General features: G+C 63.0%; 17 protein-coding genes. 10 read left to right on the top strand and 7 right to left on the bottom strand.

Annotated elements, in window-relative coordinates; genetic code table 11:
- The 7 genes from ASD63_RS29045 to pcaF are packed head-to-tail and all read left to right on the top strand — an operon-like array spanning position 1 to position 7,248.
- Positions 1 to 843 (top strand): enoyl-CoA hydratase family protein, encoded by an 843-nt coding sequence (locus ASD63_RS29045; RefSeq protein WP_060530172.1) that lies wholly within the window; start codon positions 1 to 3, stop codon positions 841 to 843.
- Positions 844 to 845: 2 nt separating this feature from the next.
- Positions 846 to 2,042 (top strand): acyl-CoA dehydrogenase family protein, encoded by a 1,197-nt coding sequence (locus ASD63_RS29050; protein ID WP_060530173.1) that lies wholly within the window; start codon positions 846 to 848, stop codon positions 2,040 to 2,042.
- 15 nt (positions 2,043 to 2,057) lie between these two features.
- Positions 2,058 to 3,245, top strand: a complete 1,188-nt coding sequence (locus tag ASD63_RS29055) for an acyl-CoA dehydrogenase (RefSeq protein WP_060530174.1) — start codon at positions 2,058 to 2,060, stop codon at positions 3,243 to 3,245.
- Positions 3,246 to 3,256: 11 nt separating this feature from the next.
- Entirely contained in the window at positions 3,257 to 3,685 is a 429-nt protein-coding gene (locus tag ASD63_RS29060; protein WP_060518023.1) for a thioesterase family protein, read from the top strand.
- Entirely contained in the window at positions 3,663 to 4,058 is a 396-nt protein-coding gene (locus ASD63_RS29065; protein WP_034796252.1) for a RidA family protein, read from the top strand. Before ASD63_RS29060 ends, ASD63_RS29065 begins: the two co-directional genes overlap by 23 nt.
- Positions 4,059 to 4,069: 11 nt before the next feature.
- The gene (locus ASD63_RS29070; RefSeq protein WP_034796250.1) at positions 4,070 to 6,040 is read left to right on the top strand and encodes a 3-hydroxyacyl-CoA dehydrogenase NAD-binding domain-containing protein; all 1,971 of its coding nucleotides are present in this window, start codon (positions 4,070 to 4,072) and stop codon (positions 6,038 to 6,040) included.
- A 5-nt stretch (positions 6,041 to 6,045) separates the two neighbouring features.
- A complete protein-coding gene (gene pcaF, locus ASD63_RS29075; RefSeq protein WP_034796246.1) occupies positions 6,046 to 7,248 on the top strand; it encodes a 3-oxoadipyl-CoA thiolase in 1,203 nt (400 codons plus the stop codon).
- Positions 7,249 to 7,361: 113 nt separating this feature from the next.
- Here pcaF and ASD63_RS29080 read toward each other — a convergent pair whose 3' ends face one another.
- From ASD63_RS29080 to ASD63_RS29105, 6 genes are all read right to left on the bottom strand, one after another.
- Positions 7,362 to 8,486, bottom strand: coding sequence for a substrate-binding domain-containing protein (locus ASD63_RS29080; protein WP_034796243.1), 1,125 nt, complete (start codon positions 8,484 to 8,486; stop codon positions 7,362 to 7,364).
- A 91-nt stretch (positions 8,487 to 8,577) separates the two neighbouring features.
- Complete coding sequence (locus ASD63_RS29085; RefSeq protein WP_060530175.1) at positions 8,578 to 9,579, bottom strand: ABC transporter permease; 1,002 nt, start codon at positions 9,577 to 9,579, stop codon at positions 8,578 to 8,580.
- A complete protein-coding gene (locus ASD63_RS29090) occupies positions 9,576 to 10,556 on the bottom strand; it encodes an ABC transporter permease (protein WP_082566303.1) in 981 nt (326 codons plus the stop codon). Before ASD63_RS29090 ends, ASD63_RS29085 begins: the two co-directional genes overlap by 4 nt.
- Positions 10,553 to 12,067, bottom strand: coding sequence for a sugar ABC transporter ATP-binding protein (locus ASD63_RS29095; RefSeq protein ID WP_060530176.1), 1,515 nt, complete (start codon positions 12,065 to 12,067; stop codon positions 10,553 to 10,555). The genes ASD63_RS29090 and ASD63_RS29095 overlap by 4 nt, the downstream gene beginning before the upstream one ends.
- The gene (locus ASD63_RS29100) at positions 12,064 to 12,912 is read right to left on the bottom strand and encodes a sugar phosphate isomerase/epimerase family protein (protein ID WP_034796237.1); all 849 of its coding nucleotides are present in this window, start codon (positions 12,910 to 12,912) and stop codon (positions 12,064 to 12,066) included. The genes ASD63_RS29095 and ASD63_RS29100 overlap by 4 nt, the downstream gene beginning before the upstream one ends.
- Positions 12,913 to 12,919: 7 nt before the next feature.
- Positions 12,920 to 13,786, bottom strand: a complete 867-nt coding sequence (locus ASD63_RS29105) for a sugar phosphate isomerase/epimerase (RefSeq protein ID WP_060518038.1) — start codon at positions 13,784 to 13,786, stop codon at positions 12,920 to 12,922.
- A 161-nt stretch (positions 13,787 to 13,947) separates the two neighbouring features.
- On the opposite strand from ASD63_RS29105, the gene ASD63_RS29110 reads away from it, so the two are divergent.
- The 3 genes from ASD63_RS29110 (at position 13,948) to ASD63_RS29120 (ending at position 16,364) form a co-directional block, all read left to right on the top strand.
- Positions 13,948 to 14,982 (top strand): AraC family transcriptional regulator, encoded by a 1,035-nt coding sequence (locus tag ASD63_RS29110; RefSeq protein ID WP_060518040.1) that lies wholly within the window; start codon positions 13,948 to 13,950, stop codon positions 14,980 to 14,982.
- Between the two features lie 31 nt (positions 14,983 to 15,013).
- Positions 15,014 to 15,637 carry a TetR/AcrR family transcriptional regulator gene (locus tag ASD63_RS29115; RefSeq protein ID WP_060530177.1) on the top strand — a complete coding sequence of 208 codons (624 nt, stop codon included), beginning with the start codon at positions 15,014 to 15,016 and terminating at the stop codon, positions 15,635 to 15,637.
- A 277-nt stretch (positions 15,638 to 15,914) separates the two neighbouring features.
- Positions 15,915 to 16,364, top strand: a complete 450-nt coding sequence (locus ASD63_RS29120) for a DUF2269 family protein (protein ID WP_034796228.1) — start codon at positions 15,915 to 15,917, stop codon at positions 16,362 to 16,364.
- 92 nt (positions 16,365 to 16,456) lie between these two features.
- Here the strand turns inward: ASD63_RS29120 and ASD63_RS29125 are convergent, their stop codons facing one another.
- On the bottom strand, positions 16,457 to 17,890 hold the full coding sequence (locus ASD63_RS29125) for an NAD(P)(+) transhydrogenase (Re/Si-specific) subunit beta (RefSeq protein WP_034796222.1): 1,434 nt from the start codon (positions 17,888 to 17,890) through the stop codon (positions 16,457 to 16,459).
- Positions 17,891 to 17,904 lie beyond the last annotated feature (14 nt).

Below are 17,904 nucleotides of genomic sequence, written 5' to 3' on the forward strand. Positions count from 1 at the left end.
ATGACAAACCCGATGCAGGCCAAGAAGCGCGCCTTCAAAGACCACAAGGCCAAGCACTTCCTGTTCGAAACGGATGCCGACGGACGCGTCGCCACGATCACCCTCAACCGCCCGGAAAAGAAGAACCCGCTGACCTTCGAAAGTTACGAGGAACTTTGCGATCTTTTCCGCTCGCTTGCCCGCGCCAGCGACGTGCGCGCGGTCGTGCTGGCCGGCGCCGGTGACAACTTTTCATCCGGTGGCGACGTGTTCGAGATCATCGAGCCGCTGACGCGTATGCCGATGCCCGATCTTCTGGATTTTACCCGCATGACCGGCGAACTGGTCCGCCAGATCCGCGCCTGCCCGCAGCCGGTCATAGCAGCCGTCGACGGCATCTGCGCCGGCGCCGGTGCCATTTTGGCCATGGCCTCGGACTTCCGTGTGGCAACGCCCGAGGCGAAGACGGCCTTTCTCTTTACCCGCGTCGGGCTGGCCGGCGCCGACATGGGCGCCTGCGGCATTCTTCCCCGCATCATCGGCCAGGGCCGCGCCGCCGAACTGCTCTTCACCGGCCGCGTCATGACCGCGACGGAAGGCCACGCCTGGGGCTTCTACAATGCTCTGCACGAGCGTCCGTCGCTTCTTGCCGAAGCCCAGAAGTTCGCACGCAGTATCGCCGACGGCCCCTGGTTTGCCCATGCGATGACCAAGAAGATGCTCGACCAGGAATGGGCGATGGGTATCGACCAACTGATCGAATCGGAAGCCCAGGCGCAAGCGATCTGCATGGCGACCGGCGACTTCCGCCGCGCCTTCGAGGCCTTTGCCGCCAAGGCGAAGCCTGAATTCAAGGGGAACTGAGCATGAGTTCCCATGGCACGACCTTGCGCCCACCTTCCCGCGATCATCTCGACTGGCCGTTCTACGATGACAGCCACCGTGCGCTCGCTGCGGAACTCGACGCCTTCGTGGCTCGTGGCGGCCTCGGCGAGATCGATCACGCTGATGTCGATGCCGCCTGCAAGCAGCTGGTCGCGGCACTCGGTACTGCAGGCGTGCTTCGCCATTGCGTGCCAAAGGCGTTCGGCGGTGTTAGCGACGAGATCGACAGCCGGTCGCTCTGCCTCATCCGCGAAACGCTCGCCTACACAGACGGGCTTGCCGACTTTGCCTTCGCCATGCAGGGCCTCGGGACGGGTGCGATCAGCCTGTCCGGCTCCGAGGCGTTGAAACACGCCGTCCTGCCCAAGGTCGCCCGCGGCGAATGGATCTCCGCCTTTGCGCTTTCCGAACCCGAGGCCGGCTCGGATGTCGCGGCGATGGCGTGCGCTGCGCGCCGGGATGGCGATCATTTCGTACTCGACGGCGAAAAGACCTGGATCTCGAACGGCGGCATCGCCGACGTCTACACCGTCTTTGCCCGCACAGGCGAGGCGCCGGGTACGCGCGGCATTTCCGCCTTCGTGGTCTTCCCCGATACGCCGGGCTTTACCATCCCCGAGCGCATCGAGACGATTGCGCCGCATCCGCTCGCCCGCCTTCGTTTCGACAATTGCCGCATCCCGGCGTCGCAACTTCTGGGCGCGTCTGGCGAAGGCTTCAAGATGGCCATGCGCACCCTCGACATTTTCCGCCCGTCCGTGGCAGCCGCCGCGATCGGATTTGCCCGGCGCGCGCTTGACGAGGCGGTGGCCCACGCGAAGAGGCGCAGGATGTTCGGCGCGACCCTTGGCGATCTGCCGACGGCGCAAAGCACGCTTGGCGAGATGGCGACCGCTATCGACGCGGCAGCACTCCTGACCGGCCGCACGGCGTGGCAACGCGACGTGCAGAAACGACCAACGACGCGCGAAGCGGCGATGGCCAAGATGACCGCGACCGAGAACGCGCAATGGGTCATCGACCAGGCGCTGCAGCTCTTTGGCGGCCGCGGCGTGCGCGTCGGCGAGATCACCGAGCGGCTCTATCGCGAGATCCGCGCGCTCAGAATCTACGAGGGCGCGACCGAGGTTCAAAAGCTCATCATCGGCCGCGAGCTGATGAAGGGCACGGGACGATAACAAGGGGTGTCGAACATGCATGGTTCGAAGGCGTCATTCGACTGGCAGGACCCGTTCAACCTGGATCAGCAGTTGAGCGAAGAAGAACGCATGGTGCGCCAGACCGCTGCGCGCTATGCCGAAGACCGTCTGGCTCCGCGCGTCCAGGAGGCATTCCGCCACGAGAAAACCGATCCGTCGATCTTTGCCGAGATGGGCGAACTCGGCCTGCTCGGTCCGATGGTGTCGGAGGAATACGGGGGCGCCGGCCTCAACTACGTTTCCTACGGCCTGATCGCCCGTGAGGTCGAACGCATCGACAGCGGCTACCGCTCGATGATGAGCGTGCAGTCTTCGCTCGTCATCGTGCCGATCTATACCTTCGGCAGTGAAGCGCAGAAGCGCAAATACCTGCCAGGACTGATTGCCGGCACCAAGATCGGCTGCTTTGGCCTGACCGAGCCAGACCACGGTTCTGATCCCGGATCGATGATCACCAAGGCCGCCAAGGTCGATGGCGGCTATCTGCTGTCCGGTTCAAAGACATGGATCTCCAATGCGCCGATCGCCGACGTGTTCGTCGTCTGGGCAAAGACATCAGATGGCGCCATCCGCGGCTTCATCCTCGAAAAGGGGTGGAAGGGTCTCAGCGCGCCGGCGATCCACGGCAAGGTGGGCTTAAGGGCATCGATCACCGGCCAGATCGTCATGGACGAGGTCTTCGTGCCGGACGAAAACATGCTGCCCGAGGTGACAGGACTGAAGGGCCCCTTCACCTGCCTCAACTCCGCGCGCTTCGGCATCGCCTGGGGCGCCCTTGGTGCAGCCGAGTCCTGCTATGACACGGCGCGGCAATACGTGATCGACCGCAAGCAGTTCGGCCGGCCGCTTGCCGCCAACCAGCTCATCCAGAAGAAGCTCGCGGACATGGCAACCGAAATCGCCCTTGGCCTGCAGGGCTGCCTGCGCCTCGGGCGCATGAAGGATGAAGGCAATCCGCCGGTCGAACTGACCTCGATCCTCAAGCGCAACTCCTGCGGAAAAGCGTTGGAAATCGCCAGAACTGCGCGCGACATGCTCGGCGGCAACGGCATTTCGGACGAATTTCCGGTGGCCCGCCACCTCGTCAATCTGGAAGTGGTCAACACCTATGAGGGTACCCACGACATCCATGCGCTGATCCTCGGCCGTGCCATCACCGGCATTGCCGCCTTTGCGAACTGAGGTCGGCATCGATGTTCAGGACCACGAGACCACTGCGGTTCGGAGACTGCGACCCCTCGGGGATCGCCTACTTCCCGTCCTATCTCAATATTCTTGTCGGGGTGACGGAGGACTTCTTCGCCTCGCTCGGCTTTCCCTGGAAAGCCATGAACGACGAGCGGCGGATCGGCGTGCCGACGGTGCGCCTCGATCTCACCTTCTCTCGACCGGGCTTCCAGGGCGACGATCTGGATTTCGCGCTGGCGGTGCGCGGCATTGGCCGCTCGTCGCTCGACATGGAGCACACGGTCTCGGCGAGAGGCACCGTGCTCTGGACAGCAAAACAGCGGGTCGTTGCCACCTCGCTCGACAATCACGCTTCTTGTGCCTGGCCGGACGATATCCGCGCCGCGCTGACACAACATCTGGAGACGACCGATGCACACCATCCTGCAACCTGAAGGCTGGGCTAAGCCCATCGGCTATGCCAACGGCGTCTCGGCCAAAGGCCGCACCGTCTTCATCGGCGGCCAAATCGGCTGGAACGCGCAGTCCGAGTTCGAGACCGATGATTTCGTCGAGCAGGTGCGCCAGACGCTGAAGAACGTGGTCGCAGTGCTTGCGGCCGGCGGCGCCGAGCCGCAGCACATCACCACCATGACCTGGTACTTCACTGACAAGCAGGAATATGTCGGCAATCTGCGCGGCATCGGTCAGGCCTATCGCGACATCATCGGCCGGCATTTCCCGGCCATGGCTGCGATGCAGGTCGTCTCGCTCGTCGAAGACCGCGCCAAGATCGAGATCCAGGCAACGGCCGTCGTCCCCGATTGAGGTTTGGCAGCATGGCCGAGATCCGATTTTCCGAAAGCGTTTCCGCCCGACTTGAAGGTGGCGTTCTCCTCGTTACCATCGACAACGCGCCCGTCAACGCGCTCTCCGCGGATGTCCGTTCCGGCCTGATGGCGGCGCTTGACCATGTTGCCGAACGGTCGACGATTGCGGGTCTCGTCATCACCGGCGCCGGCAATACCTTCATCGGCGGCGCGGATATCAGGGAGTTTGGCAAGCCGCCGGTCGACCCGCTGCTTCCCGAAGTGATCGAGCGCATCGAGACCTTCGACAAGCCGGTTGCCGCAGCCGTCAACGGCCCCGCCCTTGGCGGCGGCTGCGAAGTGGCGCTTGCCTGCCACGGCCGGATTGCCGGCGAGAAGGTGTCGTTCGGCCTGCCCGAGGTAAAGCTCGGGCTTGTCCCGGGTGCTGGCGGGACGCAGCGCTTGCCACGCCTGATCGGCACGGTCATGGCGATCGATCTCATCGGAACCGGTCGTGCCGTGAAGGCCGCCGAAGCTGTGGCGCTTGGGCTTGCCGACAGCATTGCCGCCGATCCTGTCGCTGTCGCTCTGGCTTTCGTTCAAGAGCAAGCTGGCAAGCCGCTCCGTCGGACCGGCATGATCGCCGTCCCGCCTGCGCACGCCAAAGCCGTCGGCGCGGTGGAAGCGAAGGTTCTGGCAAAGGCCCGCGGCCAGGCTGCCCCCGCCGAGGCAATCCGCCTCGTTAAGGCAGCCGGTGAACTCGACCTGAAGCAAGGACTGGCTGAGGAACGCGCGACTTTCCGGCGTCTGCGGGATTCGGTCGAGTCAGCGGCCCTCAGGCATGTGTTTTTTGCGGAGCGCGCCGCCGGCAAGGTCGAAGGGCTCGACAAGGTTTCGCCTCGGCCGATCGCGATCGTCGGTGTCGTCGGCACCGGGCTGATGGGGTCCGGCATCGCGGTCTCCGCCTTGATCTCCGGCTACCGCGTGGTCGCCTTGGAGCAGACGGAAGAAGCCGCAGCCGGCGGACGGGCACGCATTGCCGAGACGCTCGACAAGACCGTGCGGGCTGGACGATTGACTGCTGACGGACGCGACGAATGCCTCGCGCGGCTGCAGACCACCGCAGAAGCCGTTGAGCTCGCGAAAGCTGACCTCGTCATCGAAGCGGTGTTCGACGACCTCCAGGTCAAGACGGAGTTGTTTCAGAAGCTCGACGGCATCGTCGCACCGGGCGCCATCCTCGCGACCAACACCAGTTATCTCGACCCCGATACGATCGCGGCGGCGACGGTCGATCCATCACGGGTGGTGGGCCTGCATTTCTTTTCGCCCGCCAACGTGATGCGGCTCGTCGAAGTCGTTGATTGCGCCAAGACCGCGCCGGACGTCCTGGCGACGGCGCTTGCCTTCGTCAAACGCCTCGGCAAGCTGCCGGTCGTAACCGGGGTCACCGAAGGCTTCATCGGCAACCGCATTTTCTCGGCCTATCGCCGCGAGGCGGAGTTCATGCTGGAAGATGGAGCACTGCCGCAGGAGATCGACGCCGCGCTCGAGGCCTATGGCTTTCCGATGGGCATCTTCGCCGTCAACGACATGGCCGGACTGGAGATTGCCTGGGCACGACGCAAGCGACAGGCGGCAACACGCGATCCTGCCGCACGCTATGTCGAAATCGCCGACAGGCTCTGCGAGGCCGGCCGTCTCGGCCGCAAGAGTGGCCGCGGCTGGTACGCCTATCCCGATGGTGAGCGCACCGTTGATCCCGACGTCACGGCGGTGATCGAAACGGCGCGGGCAGCCAAGCGCATCACGCCGCGCGCCTTTAAATCCGATGAGATCATGAACCGGCTTCTGAACGCCATGTGCGACGAAGGCAAGGCGCTGCTCGCCGAAGGCATCGCCGCGCGTCCCGGCGACATCGATCTCGTGATGATCAACGGCTACGGATTTCCCGCGCACAAGGGAGGGCCGATGTTTGCAGCCGGGCAAAGCAAAGGATAAATCTCATGGCTGAAGCCTACATCGTCGGCGGCGTGCGCACCCCCATCGGCCGCTACGGCGGGGCACTCTCGAGCGCCCGCCCGGACGATCTTGCGGCCCATGTGATCCGCGAGGCGCTGGCGCGTGTTTCGTCCATTCTGGCCGAAGCGATCGACGAGGTCGTACTTGGCTGCGCCAACCAGGCGGGTGAGGACAATCGCAACGTCGCCCGCATGGCCGCCTTGCTCGCCGGGCTACCGGAGACGGTCGCCGGAACGACGATCAACCGGCTGTGCGGTTCCGGTCTGGACGCGGTCGGTTATGCCGCTCGCGCGATCCGGCTGGGAGAGGCCGAAATCGTGGTCGCCGGCGGCGTCGAAAGCATGTCGCGTGCGCCCTTCGTCATGCCGAAGGCCGAAAGCCCGTTCCAGCGCAGCACCGAGATCCACGACACGACGATCGGCTGGCGCTTCATCAACACGGCCATGAAAGACCGATACGGCATCGACTCGATGCCGGAGACCGCCGAAAACGTCGCCGCCGAATTTTCCATCTCCCGCAAAGATCAGGACGCCTTTGCACTGCGCAGCCAGGCGCGCGCGGCAGTTGCGCAAAAGAGCGGGCGTCTCGCCCGCGAGATCGCCGCCTACGCGATCAAGGGACGCAAGGGCGAGACGACCCACGTCGAACACGACGAACATCCGCGCGAGACGACGCTCGAAAAGCTTGCGAGCCTGCCGACGCCGTTCCGCGCCAATGGCACGGTAACCGCGGGCAACGCATCGGGCGTCAACGACGGCGCGGCCGCGCTCATTCTCGCCTCAGCCGGCGCGGTCGAGCGCTACGGACTTCAGCCCTTGGCCCGCGTCGACGGCATGGCAACGGCCGGTGTTGCCCCACGCATCATGGGCATCGGACCGGTCTTTTCCACGCACAAGCTCCTGGAACGTTTTGGTCTCGGCATCGGCGACATCGATGTCGTCGAGTTGAACGAGGCCTTTGCAGCGCAGGCGCTCGCCTGCATGCGGCAACTGGGGCTTGCCGACGATGCGCCCCGTGTCAATCCGAACGGCGGCGCCATCGCGCTCGGCCATCCGCTCGGCATGTCCGGTGCACGCCTGGCGTTGACCGCCGCGTTGGAGCTCGAAGCGCAGGGTGCCAAGCGTGCGATCGCCACCATGTGCATCGGCGTCGGACAGGGCATCTCGATGCTGTTGACACGGCCGTAGCGGCTGCACGCTTCGTGCCGTCAGCCGAAGGCTGCTCAAGACAATGAGAAAGCTGGGCTTGCTACTCAGCTGATGGGACTGAGACCGAGCCGCAAGCGGCTCGGTCTTCAAGCTTATTTTCCACCCCAGGCGGCGGGATAGTCCGGCAGCTTCTCGCAGCCGCACATGGCGTGATGCAGCGGGGGCATCTTGGCGTCGACATATTGATCGAGCGTTTCTGCCGTGATCGCCGGCTGCGGCATTACCCATTCCGGACCCGGCACCGCCTCGCCCTGCAGCACCTTCACTGCCGCGATGATTGGCGTGCGCCATTGGTAGGTCGGATAGGTCGGGGCTATCGCCTTGAAGCCTTCCGACTTCCACTTGACCAGGAAGTCCTGCTGGTCCTCGCCGGTAATGATCGGGGGCGGCAGGCCCGCATCCTCGAAGGCTTCGAGGGCTGCAACTGCTGTGGCACCAGCGTCCATCCAGATCGCGTCGATTTTGCCGCGTTGCAGGTAGTCTTCGACGATCGACTTGGTCTTGGCATTGTCGCCCTCGGTGAATTCCTCGCCGACGACGTTCAGCCCTGTCTCCTTGAAAATGCGCTTGGCCGCGGACGCGCGGGTCTCGAGCACATCGACACCCGGTACGATGCGCAGCATCAGGACGTCGGCGCCCGCGGGTGCCGTGGCCGCCACGAACTCGCCTGCCTGGATACCGAAGCCGTAACCACCCACCGGATGGATGAAGGTGACCGGGCATTTGGTGTTGACGCCGCGGTCAAAGACGATCACCGGCAGCTTGGCACAAGCCTTCTCGACTGCAGGCGTCAGGGCTGCCGTCGTATTCGGCGAGACAATCAGGGCCGAACATTTGCCGCCGTTGATGAGGTCGTCGATGTCAGCGATCTGCTTGTCGTCGGACCCTTCGGCATCGACGTGAATGAGCTCCTTGATTTCCGGATGGAGCTTTACTTCGGCCTGCATGTTCGTCCAGCCGGTTACCCGCCAGGCATTGTTCACGCCGGCGTTCGAAAAGCAGATCGTGTAGGGACCTGGCTTCTTGTGCTTTGCGGTGTCGGCCATCTGGTCGCCGTAGTACTGCTCCCAAGGCTCCCCGTCGGGACCATTGGCCTTGGCCGTCAGCAGCGTCCGCTGTCTGTCGAACTCGGCAGTATCGTCGAAGTTCAGCTGTTGGCTATGCGCCGTGCCGGCGACGAGCGCAGCCGAAAGTGCGGCGGTCAGCAATTTTTTCATGTCTCACTCCCATTGATCATGATTTTTCAGTTCCTCCCGATGGCCTGGAGCGGAATGCGGAAAGTGCCCGCAACCGCTCTGACCCTCGAAATCAGGTCCCGCCGGCGCGGTTGCGCCGGTAGGTTGCAAGCACGACTGCGGCGATCAGGATCAAGCCCTGGACGACATCGCGCGTCGGCTTCGGCAGTCCGATGAAGTTGAGCAGCGTGAAGATGGCGGTCAGCGTCAGCGCGCCTGCAATCGAGGCGGGCACGGAGCCGCGGCCGCCGAGAAGCTGCGCTCCGCCGATCACGCAGGCGGTGATCGCCTGCAGCTCGTAGCCGACGCCGACATCGGTTGATACGCCCGCAAATCCACCGAGCAGGATGCCGGCCGTCACCGCGCTCAGCGACGAGGCGACAAAGGCGATGATGCGCACCCTCTCGATCGGCACACCCGACATTTGCGCCGCGCGCGGATTGTCGCCGAGCGCATGCAGCATGCGCCCGAGATTGGTGCGATGCATGAGCCAGAAGAAGACGAAGCCGACGACCAACAGCACCAGCAATGCCACCGGCAGGAACTGGATCAATGGAATGCCCTGAAGGCTGGCGCGCCCGAAGAAGCGGAACGTCTCCGGCAGGTAGCCGCGCGGTGATCCGCTCGACCACATGAAGGCAGCACCATTGAGCGTGATCATCATGCCGAGCGTGGCGATCAATGACGGCACCCGCAGATAGGAAACGACCAGGCCGTTCACCACGCCGACGGCGAACCCCGCCGCATACATGACCGCAATCACCCACCAGGTCGCATCGGCACTGTTGTCGAGCAGCATCGACGAGCCGACGACCGTCAGCGTGATGAGCGAGCCTGCCGAAAGGTCAAAACCGCCGGAGACGATGACGTAGATTTGGCCGGCCGCAAGGATTGCAAGAGGAGCGGCTCGCTTCAGGAAATTCATGTAGCCCGTGGGCTCGATGAAGTTCGGGTTCGAAAACGTGATGGCAACGAGAAGGGCTGCCAGCACGAAGAAGACGGGATTGATCTTCGGCAGCCGCCCAATGCTTGCCACGCCGCGCGTCTTTGCGGAGCCGACGGTTTCCTGGATCATGCCACTATCCTCTTTGAACGGACTGCGTAAAAGGCGACGGCGGCGACGATGATGATGCCGCGCATTACCTGCTTGGCGAAGGCGTCAATGCCGGCGAGATTGAAGATGGAATCGATCAGCGAGAAAATGATCACGCCGGCAACAGTGCCCCAGATCCCACCCTTGCCGCCGGAGAGGATTGTGCCGCCGATGACGACGACGGCGATCGATTCCAGATCATATGCGCCCTCCGTGCCGATCCAGGGCGAACCGGATTTCAGGCGGCTGGCCAAATAGAGGCCGGCGAGCGCCGCGCAAAGGCTGCAGATGATATGGCTCGCCATGACGACCCGCGTCGTGTTGATGCCGGCCGCGCGCGCCGTGTCGCGGTTGCCTCCAACCGAGTAGATGTTGGAGCCAAAGCGCGTGAAGCGCAGGACGATCCATGCGCCAAGGACCAGCAGCGCCAGAACGACTAGGCTGACCGGCAGCCCGAGCACCTCGCCATAGGCGAAATACTGGAACGCATCCGGTACCGAGCCGCCGAACCGGCCATGAAAGGAGGCAAGACAGCCCTGAATGATCAGCGCCATGCCGAGCGTCGCGATAAGCGGGTTGACATCGAGGCGGGTGATCAGGAGCCCGTTGAGCGTTCCGACAACCGTCCCCATGACAAGCACCGCAGCAACGGCCGGCACCATCATCGCCGGGTCGCCGTTCATGATCGCAGAGGACACCACGGCCGAGGCCGAGATGAGATGGGCCACCGACAGGTCGATCGAGCCGACGAGGATGGTGAAAGTCTGTCCAACGGCGGTGATGCCGAGCGCGATGGATCGGTTAAGGATGGAGACGGTCGCCTCCGGTGTCAGGAAGCGTGTCAGGCCGAGGCTGAGCGCAATCGCCGCATAGATCAGGACGGCCAGACCGAGCAGAAGCGCCGGCGCGTAGTGTTCCATGCGCCAGGCGGGACGCCGAGTGAGAGTTGCCTTGTTCATGCTGCCACCGCCTCCTCGCCAGTTGCCGCCAACATCACATCGGCTTCAGAGGCCCCGCGCGAAAACGCCGCGACGAGTTCGCCGTTCCGCATCACAAGGACGCGGTCGGATGCGCCGAGAACCTCCGGGAGATCGGACGAGACCATCATGATGGCCGTGCCCTTGCGCGCGAGATCGCGCATCAGGTGGTAGATCCCGGCCTTGGCATTGACGTCGATGCCGCGTGTCGGCTCGATGAAGATCAACAGCCGAGGCGCCAGCGCCAGCCAGCGCGCAACGATGGCTTTCTGCTGGTTGCCGCCCGACAGCGCCTTGATGTCCTGGGCAAAGCTGCCGGCGCGCACGTCGAGTTCGCGCAGCAGCTTTTCCATCGCTTCCGCCGAAACGAAAGGCGTCGCATTGGCATTGCCGGAAAGGCCGGAGAGTGCGCGAGACGTAAGCATGCCGTTGTCGACGACCGATTGCATCAACACCAGCGCTTCGGCCTTGCGATCGCCCGGCAGCAACCCGACCCCGGCGCTGATCGCCTCGCGCGGACTGGTGAACCGCGCCGGCTTGCCGGAAAGGGTGATCTCACCCTTGGTGAAGGGAGAAAGGCCGAATATCGCCTGCGCGAGCGCGACGCGCCCTGCCCCTTGCAAGCCCGAAAAACCGACGATCTCGCCTGCGCGCAGTTCGAAGGACACGTTTTTCAGCCGTTCGTTGCCGGCGTTGCGGACTGAGAGCACGACGCCGCCGATCTCCTGCGGTGCTGCCGGTTCCGCATAGAAATCGCCAGGGTCGCGGCCCACCATGGCTCGTACGATCGCCTCGGGCTCAGGCACATGGTCGAAGCGAACCGCCACCTCGCCATCCTTGAGCACGGTAACACGATCGGCCAGCCGCGTGATTTCGGGCATGCGGTGGGTGATGTAGACGATCGCCACACCGCTTTTCTTCAAGGTGTCGACGAGACCGTAGAGCACCTCGCATTCGGCCTCGTTCAGCGCTGCCGTCGGCTCGTCCATCACGATCACCTTTGCCTCTAGCGACACCGCCTTGGCGATCTCCACCAGTTGCTGGCTGGCGACGTCGAGGTCAGCGACAACGGTGCTCGGCTCGATCCGGTGCGCCGAGCCGAAGAGCGCAAGCACGCGCCGCGCTTCGTCGTTCATCGCCCTGTGGTCGATTAGACCGCGGCGCGTCGGCTCGCGGCCGAGGAAGATGTTCTGTGCGACGGTTCGCTCGGGCAGTAGGGAGAATTCCTGATAGATGACGGCAATGCCCGCGCGGATCGCCGCAAGCGGATGCGTGAAATGCCGTTCCTCACCGTTTACGACAACCGCGCCTGCGTCCGGCCGATAGATGCCGGAGAGGATCTTCATGAGCGTCGACTTGCCGGCACCGTTTTCTCCCGCCAGCGCATGGACCTCACCGCAATGCGCGGAGAAGCTGACGTTTTTCAACGCCTTGACACCGGGGAAACTCTTGGCGATGCCGCGCATCTCGATAGCGGGGTGTTTCGTGTTCATGCAGCAGCCCATGTCTTGCGGATGAATGTCGCGCTCTCGGAAAAGAGCGTATCGAAGTCGGGAAACAGCGGCCGCCAGACGCGGGTCGCCGTCGCGATCGCCGGCAGCCCGGCGCCGAATGCCTCAAGCGTCAGCCAACCGTCATAGCCGAGCTCCTTCAACACCGTGAACATCGCGCCAAATTCGATATGCCCCCGCCCGGGAATGCCACGATCGTTCTCGGAGACATGGAAGACCCCGATATCCTGGCCAATCAGGCGGATCGCCGCCTCCGGCCGACGCTCCTCCACATTGGCATGGAACGTGTCGTACATGATCTTGAAGGCAGGATGCGCCACGCGATCCACATAGGCACGCGCCTGCTCCATCGTGTTGAGAAAATAAGTCTCGAAGCGATTGAGCGGCTCGAGGCTCAAATGCATGCCGTTGGCCGCCGCCCGCTCCGCCAGCGCATGGTGCGCGTCTGCCCCATACTTCAACTCGTCTTCGCTGGCGCCCCTGCCGGTAAAGAAGCCGATCGGGGCATGAAACGGCCCGCCCATGCTTTCAGCACCAAGCGCTATTGCGCAATCCAGCGCCCAGTCGAGATGGGAAAGCCCGCGCGCCCGCACTTCGGCATCGCAACTGACGGGGTTTGCCTCAGGCGTTGGCACGATCGATGTGGTGGATCGGCCAAGGCCGAGCCCGTCCAGTTCGCGGCCCAGGCGTTCGTAGTGACTGACCTTGCCCGACAGAACCGGCACTTCGACGCCATCATAGCCGAGATCGCGCAACCGGCCGATATTGTCGAGATGCCTCTCCTCGACGAAATCGGTCAGGCAAAGGAGATTGATACCAAGCTTCATGACGCGCTCACTTCAGCGAAATGCCGAGATCGCGACACGTCGCGCGGATCCAGGCCAGTGACGTTTCGATCATCGGGCCGGCGGCGCCTTCGCATTCGAGGCTGAGTACGCCGTCGTAGCCGTGGTCGCGAAGCATGGCGAGACAGGTCTTGATATTCTCGGCATTGACGCCATCGCCGAGCGCACAATGGCTGACCGCGATCCCGGTCTGTCCGCCACGGGCAGCCGCTGCCAGCGACGGTGACACGTCCTTAAGATGGACATGAGACACCCTGTCGATGAACCGCGACAGAAACTGCGGCGGTTCCTGGCCGGCGATGAAGGTGTTGCCGGTGTCCATGTTCATGCGCAGCCACTTGCTGTCTGCGAAGGCGAGCATGCGCTCCATGAATTCCGGACGCGTCGTGAAATGACCATGAGGCTCGATGTTGACGACGATCTCGTGCGCTTCGGCGACTTCGACGATCTTTTCGTAGCTGCGCTTCATCAGCGCCATCGAGTCTTCTTCGGTAAGTCCGGGCGGCATGTGGAGCCCGTCGGTCGTGTCGACGCAGGGACTGCCGGCCTGCGCGGCCCAGGCAATCGACTTCAGCACATAGGGCACACCTCTGAGCGGTCCGTCCTCGCCAGACAGCGGATAGGCCGCATCGACCTGGGAAAAGCGCACGCCGTAACGCTCCATCTTGCGACGCAAGAGGACCGGGTCCTCGTAGAGCGCGACATGCGGTTGATAGCCCAGTCCGTGGATCCAGCTCACGCCGTCGATCAGACCACACTCGATGAAGTGCAAATCGTTGTCGCTCGCCCATTCCAGGCATTTTTCAAACGACCAGTAGGCCGAGTTGAACGCGTCCGTGTGGAAGCCTATCCGCACCGGCAAAATCCTCCCAATTTCCCCCATGCCATTGAGTTTCAACGGCAAATCACCAGCGCCTCCAAAATGCCGCTTGATGATGTCCAAGCATTGCGCAATAAATCGCTGCCTGCGTTCGAAATAGACGACTGGTAAATTTTATACATCTGCGGGGGAGCGGGATGACGAAGAGCAGCAACGAACGGGCGGTCAATCGGCCCGCGGTCTTCCGCGAGCCGGGCGCCCTGCTCTATGCCGGCAATTGCCAGGACCTGATGAAGGCCTCGCTTGCGGGCCAGGTGTCGCTCAATGCCTGGACGCGACGCGGCTATCCCGGCATCGACCTCGGCGCGGCGCTGCCGCAGGTCTGTTCCGTTGGCGGATGGGATGCGACGACCCCGCAGGACTGGGGCCTGCGCGAACATTGCAACGAGGGGGTCAAGATCGCCTATCTGGCGCGCGGCTCATTGACGATCACCATGGATGGCCGCAGGACGACGATCAATGAAGGCCAGATGTTCGTCGTGCGGCCCTGGCAGTTGCACGCGCTCGGCGATCCCAATGTCGGTGCCAGCCACATCATCTGGGTGCTCATGGATATGGGCGTGCGCCGACCACACGAAACCTGGCTGTGGCCCGACTGGATCGGCTGGCCCGAGCGCGACCGAAAGCGCCTGAGCGAACTTCTGTCGAAGAACGAACAGATTTCCTACAACGCCTCCCGCGAAGTTACCCGCACCTTCCTCGACATCCACGAGGTGGTGGCAGGCGGCGATATCGACGGTGGAGAGGCGCACCTGCGCCTCTTGATTTCGATGATGCTGCTGCAATTCCGCCAGATGCTGGAAAGCCAGGCACCGGTTCTCGATCTTGCTCTTGCAAGCTCGAAGCGCACGGTCGAGATCTTCCTGAAGCGGCTGCGTCATGCGCTCGACGAGGACTGGACGCTCGAGAACATGGCGGCGGAGTGCAATCTTTCCCGCACGCAATTTTCGCAGCATTGCCAGGTGCTGACCAACATGACGCCTGTCCGCTACCTCCAGACGCTCCGACTCAACGCCGCACGGCTGCTTCTTGAAAGCGGCGCGCAATCGGTCACCAACATCGCCTTTGATTGCGGCTTCTCATCGAGCCAATACTTTGCCACCTGTTACAAGAAGCGCTTCGGGTTTTCGCCAATGGAAACGCCGCGTCAGTCGCTATCGATCGCCAACTGAAAGTGGGCCGCCGCGACCGGATCAAAGCCGAATGGACAAGAAAGCTCTCCTGACGCCACGAAAGGTCGCTTCGCAGCAACGCTCGCGAGCGATGATCGAGGCCTTGGTCGAAGCGACTGCGCGTGCATTGATCAAAGAAGGATTTGAACGCGCCAACACAAACCGGATTGCCGAAGAGGCCGGCGTCAGCATCGGCTCTCTCTATCAGTATTTTCCGGGCAAGGAAGCGCTCGTCGTTGCCGTCATCGAACGCCACAAGAGCGAGATGGTGGATGTCATGCGGGGTACGCTGGCCAAAGTGGCGACGCTGCCGCTCGACAGTGCCGTGCGCGAACTGGTCAAGACGATGATCGATGCTCATCGTGTGAACCCGGACCTTCATCGGGTGTTGGTCGAGGAAACGCCACGTGCAGGGCGGATCGGTACGATCGACGGTTTTGACAGAGAGTTCTACGGGTTGATCAGGGCTTATCTCGAATTGCACAAGGAAGAACTGCGGCCGATGGATCTGGATCTGGCCGCTTACATTTGCGTCAGCTGCAAGGAGGCGCTGACGCACGGCGCGGTGGTCGACAGTCCAGAGAAGCTAAACGATGGGAACGTCGACGCCTTCATCAACGAAGTGACGACGCTGATCACGCGCTACCTGAAGTAACGGCCTTCGGGTAGCAGACATCCAAGATGCGAGCTGGGTCTTGGCGACTTGATGTCGCTCCGTGAACGCCGGCGTCCAACTGCGCGAACTACCGGGGGAATATGAACCGGGAGCGCTCGCAGAGACAGCTTCTCGAACGCGAGTAGATTTTTGCGAGTGATCGCTCACAATTGAGGCTGCACGCGGCCAATCCGACAGCCAACCTCGTGTCGAAATCAAATGCAGCACGAGCGGTCGAGCGACCGCTTCTCGAAGCTCCATACCAAGGTAACAAGAGATGTACGCACACGTCGTGATGATTCATGCCGCGGCCATGGGCACGGCATTTCTGCTGCTTGCAGCAAGGGAGCTCCTTTTCATTTCTGCCCGGCGAGGGCAAATCGGGGCTGCAAAGTTGGCCCTGACCGCAAACAGGATTGCAGGTCTGCTCACCGGCATAGGGATTGCCGGAGGCATTGGCCTCATCGTTTTGGGTGGGTGGCCGCTATCGACACCCTGGCTACTGATGTCATTCACCCTGATCGCCGCCTTGATGATTGTCGAAAGCAGGGTCGTGCGGCCATGGGAGGCACAGGTGCATCCAGCCCTTGAAGGCACGATCGACAAAATGGAAGTCCGAACGCTTCTTAGAAACAAGCGCGCTTTGGGCGGCCTTCTGGCATCGATCTCGCTTTTTGCTCTGATAATAGCTCTGATGGTCGTCAAACCCGACCTACTCGGCGCCTAGGGCGACGCCATCGGACGCATCGGTCGCTCATCAACGGAGTTGAACTCACCGCCCCTATATGCGGAGCGATGAGTTGTCTTTTCAGGGCGTCATCACGCCAGCGCGGGCAGCAGCTGGTCGATGCTCTTCTTGGCGTCGCCGTAGAACATGCGGGTGTTGTCCTTGTAGAACAGCGGGTTCTCGATGCCGGAGTAACCGGTTCCCTGGCCACGCTTGGAGACGAACACCTGTTTGGCCTTCCAGACTTCGAGCACCGGCATGCCGGCGATCGGTGAGTTCGGATCCTCCTGGGCGGCCGGATTGACGATGTCGTTCGAGCCGATGACGATGACGACATCGGTTTCGTGGAAGTCTTCGTTGATCTCGTCCATCTCGAGCACGATGTCGTAGGGAACCTTCGCTTCGGCCAAAAGCACGTTCATGTGGCCCGGCAAACGGCCGGCGACCGGATGAATGGCAAAGCGCACGTTCTTGCCGGCCGCCCGCAGCTTGCGGGTGAGCTCGGAGACCGATTGCTGCGCCTGCGCCACCGCCATGCCGTAGCCCGGCACGATGATGACGCTGTCGGCGTCGTTAAGGGCTGCGGCCACGCCATCGGCATCAATGGCGATCTGCTCGCCGGTGATTTCCATTGCCGGCCCCGTGGTTGCCCCGAAGCCGCCGAGGATGACCGACAGGAACGAGCGGTTCATCGCCTTGCACATGATGTAGGAGAGGATCGCGCCCGAGGAGCCGACCAGGGCGCCGGTGACGATCAACAGGTCGTTGCCGAGCGTGAAGCCGATGGCCGCGGCCGCCCAGCCGGAATAGCTGTTCAGCATCGACACCACCACCGGCATGTCGGCGCCGCCGATGCCCATGATCAGGTGATAGCCGATGAAGAAAGCGGCGAGCGTCATGACAAGCAGCGTCCAGGTGCCGGCACCATTGACGTAGAGCACCAGCAGCACGAGCGAGAGAAGGGCAGCACCGGCATTGAGCAGGTGACCGCCCGGCAGCTTCTTGGCCTTGCCGTCGACCTTGCCGGCAAGCTTGCCGAAGGCGATGACGGAGCCGGTGAAGGTGACGGCGCCGATGAAGACGCCGAGGAAGACCTCGACCTTCATGATCGACAGTTCCACCGGTTCCTTGTGGGCAAGGATCGCGGCAAAGCCGGTCAATGCAGAGCGGGCCGCCGCATCGAGGCCGGCGACATCAGCCGCCTCGATATGGGCGTTGAAGCCGATGAAGACTGCGGCAAGACCGACGAAGGAATGGAGTGCTGCAACGAGTTGCGGCATCTCGGTCATCTGGACGCGGGAGGCGACGAAGTGGCCGAGCAGGGCGCCGCCCGCGATCATCAGCGCGATGATGAACCAGTTGCCGACATCAGGTCCGAAGACCGTGGCGACAATGGCAAGCGCCATGCCCGTCATGCCGTACCAGACGGCGCGCTTGGCGCTTTCCTGGCCCGAAAGCCCGCCGAGCGAGAGGATGAAGAGGACGGCTGCCGCAATATAGGCGGCCGATACGATACCGATCATCATAATGTTTACCCCTG

It is taken from the genome of Ensifer sp. Root558 (genome assembly GCF_001427045.1).
Lineage (GTDB): Bacteria > Pseudomonadota > Alphaproteobacteria > Rhizobiales > Rhizobiaceae > Ensifer > Ensifer adhaerens.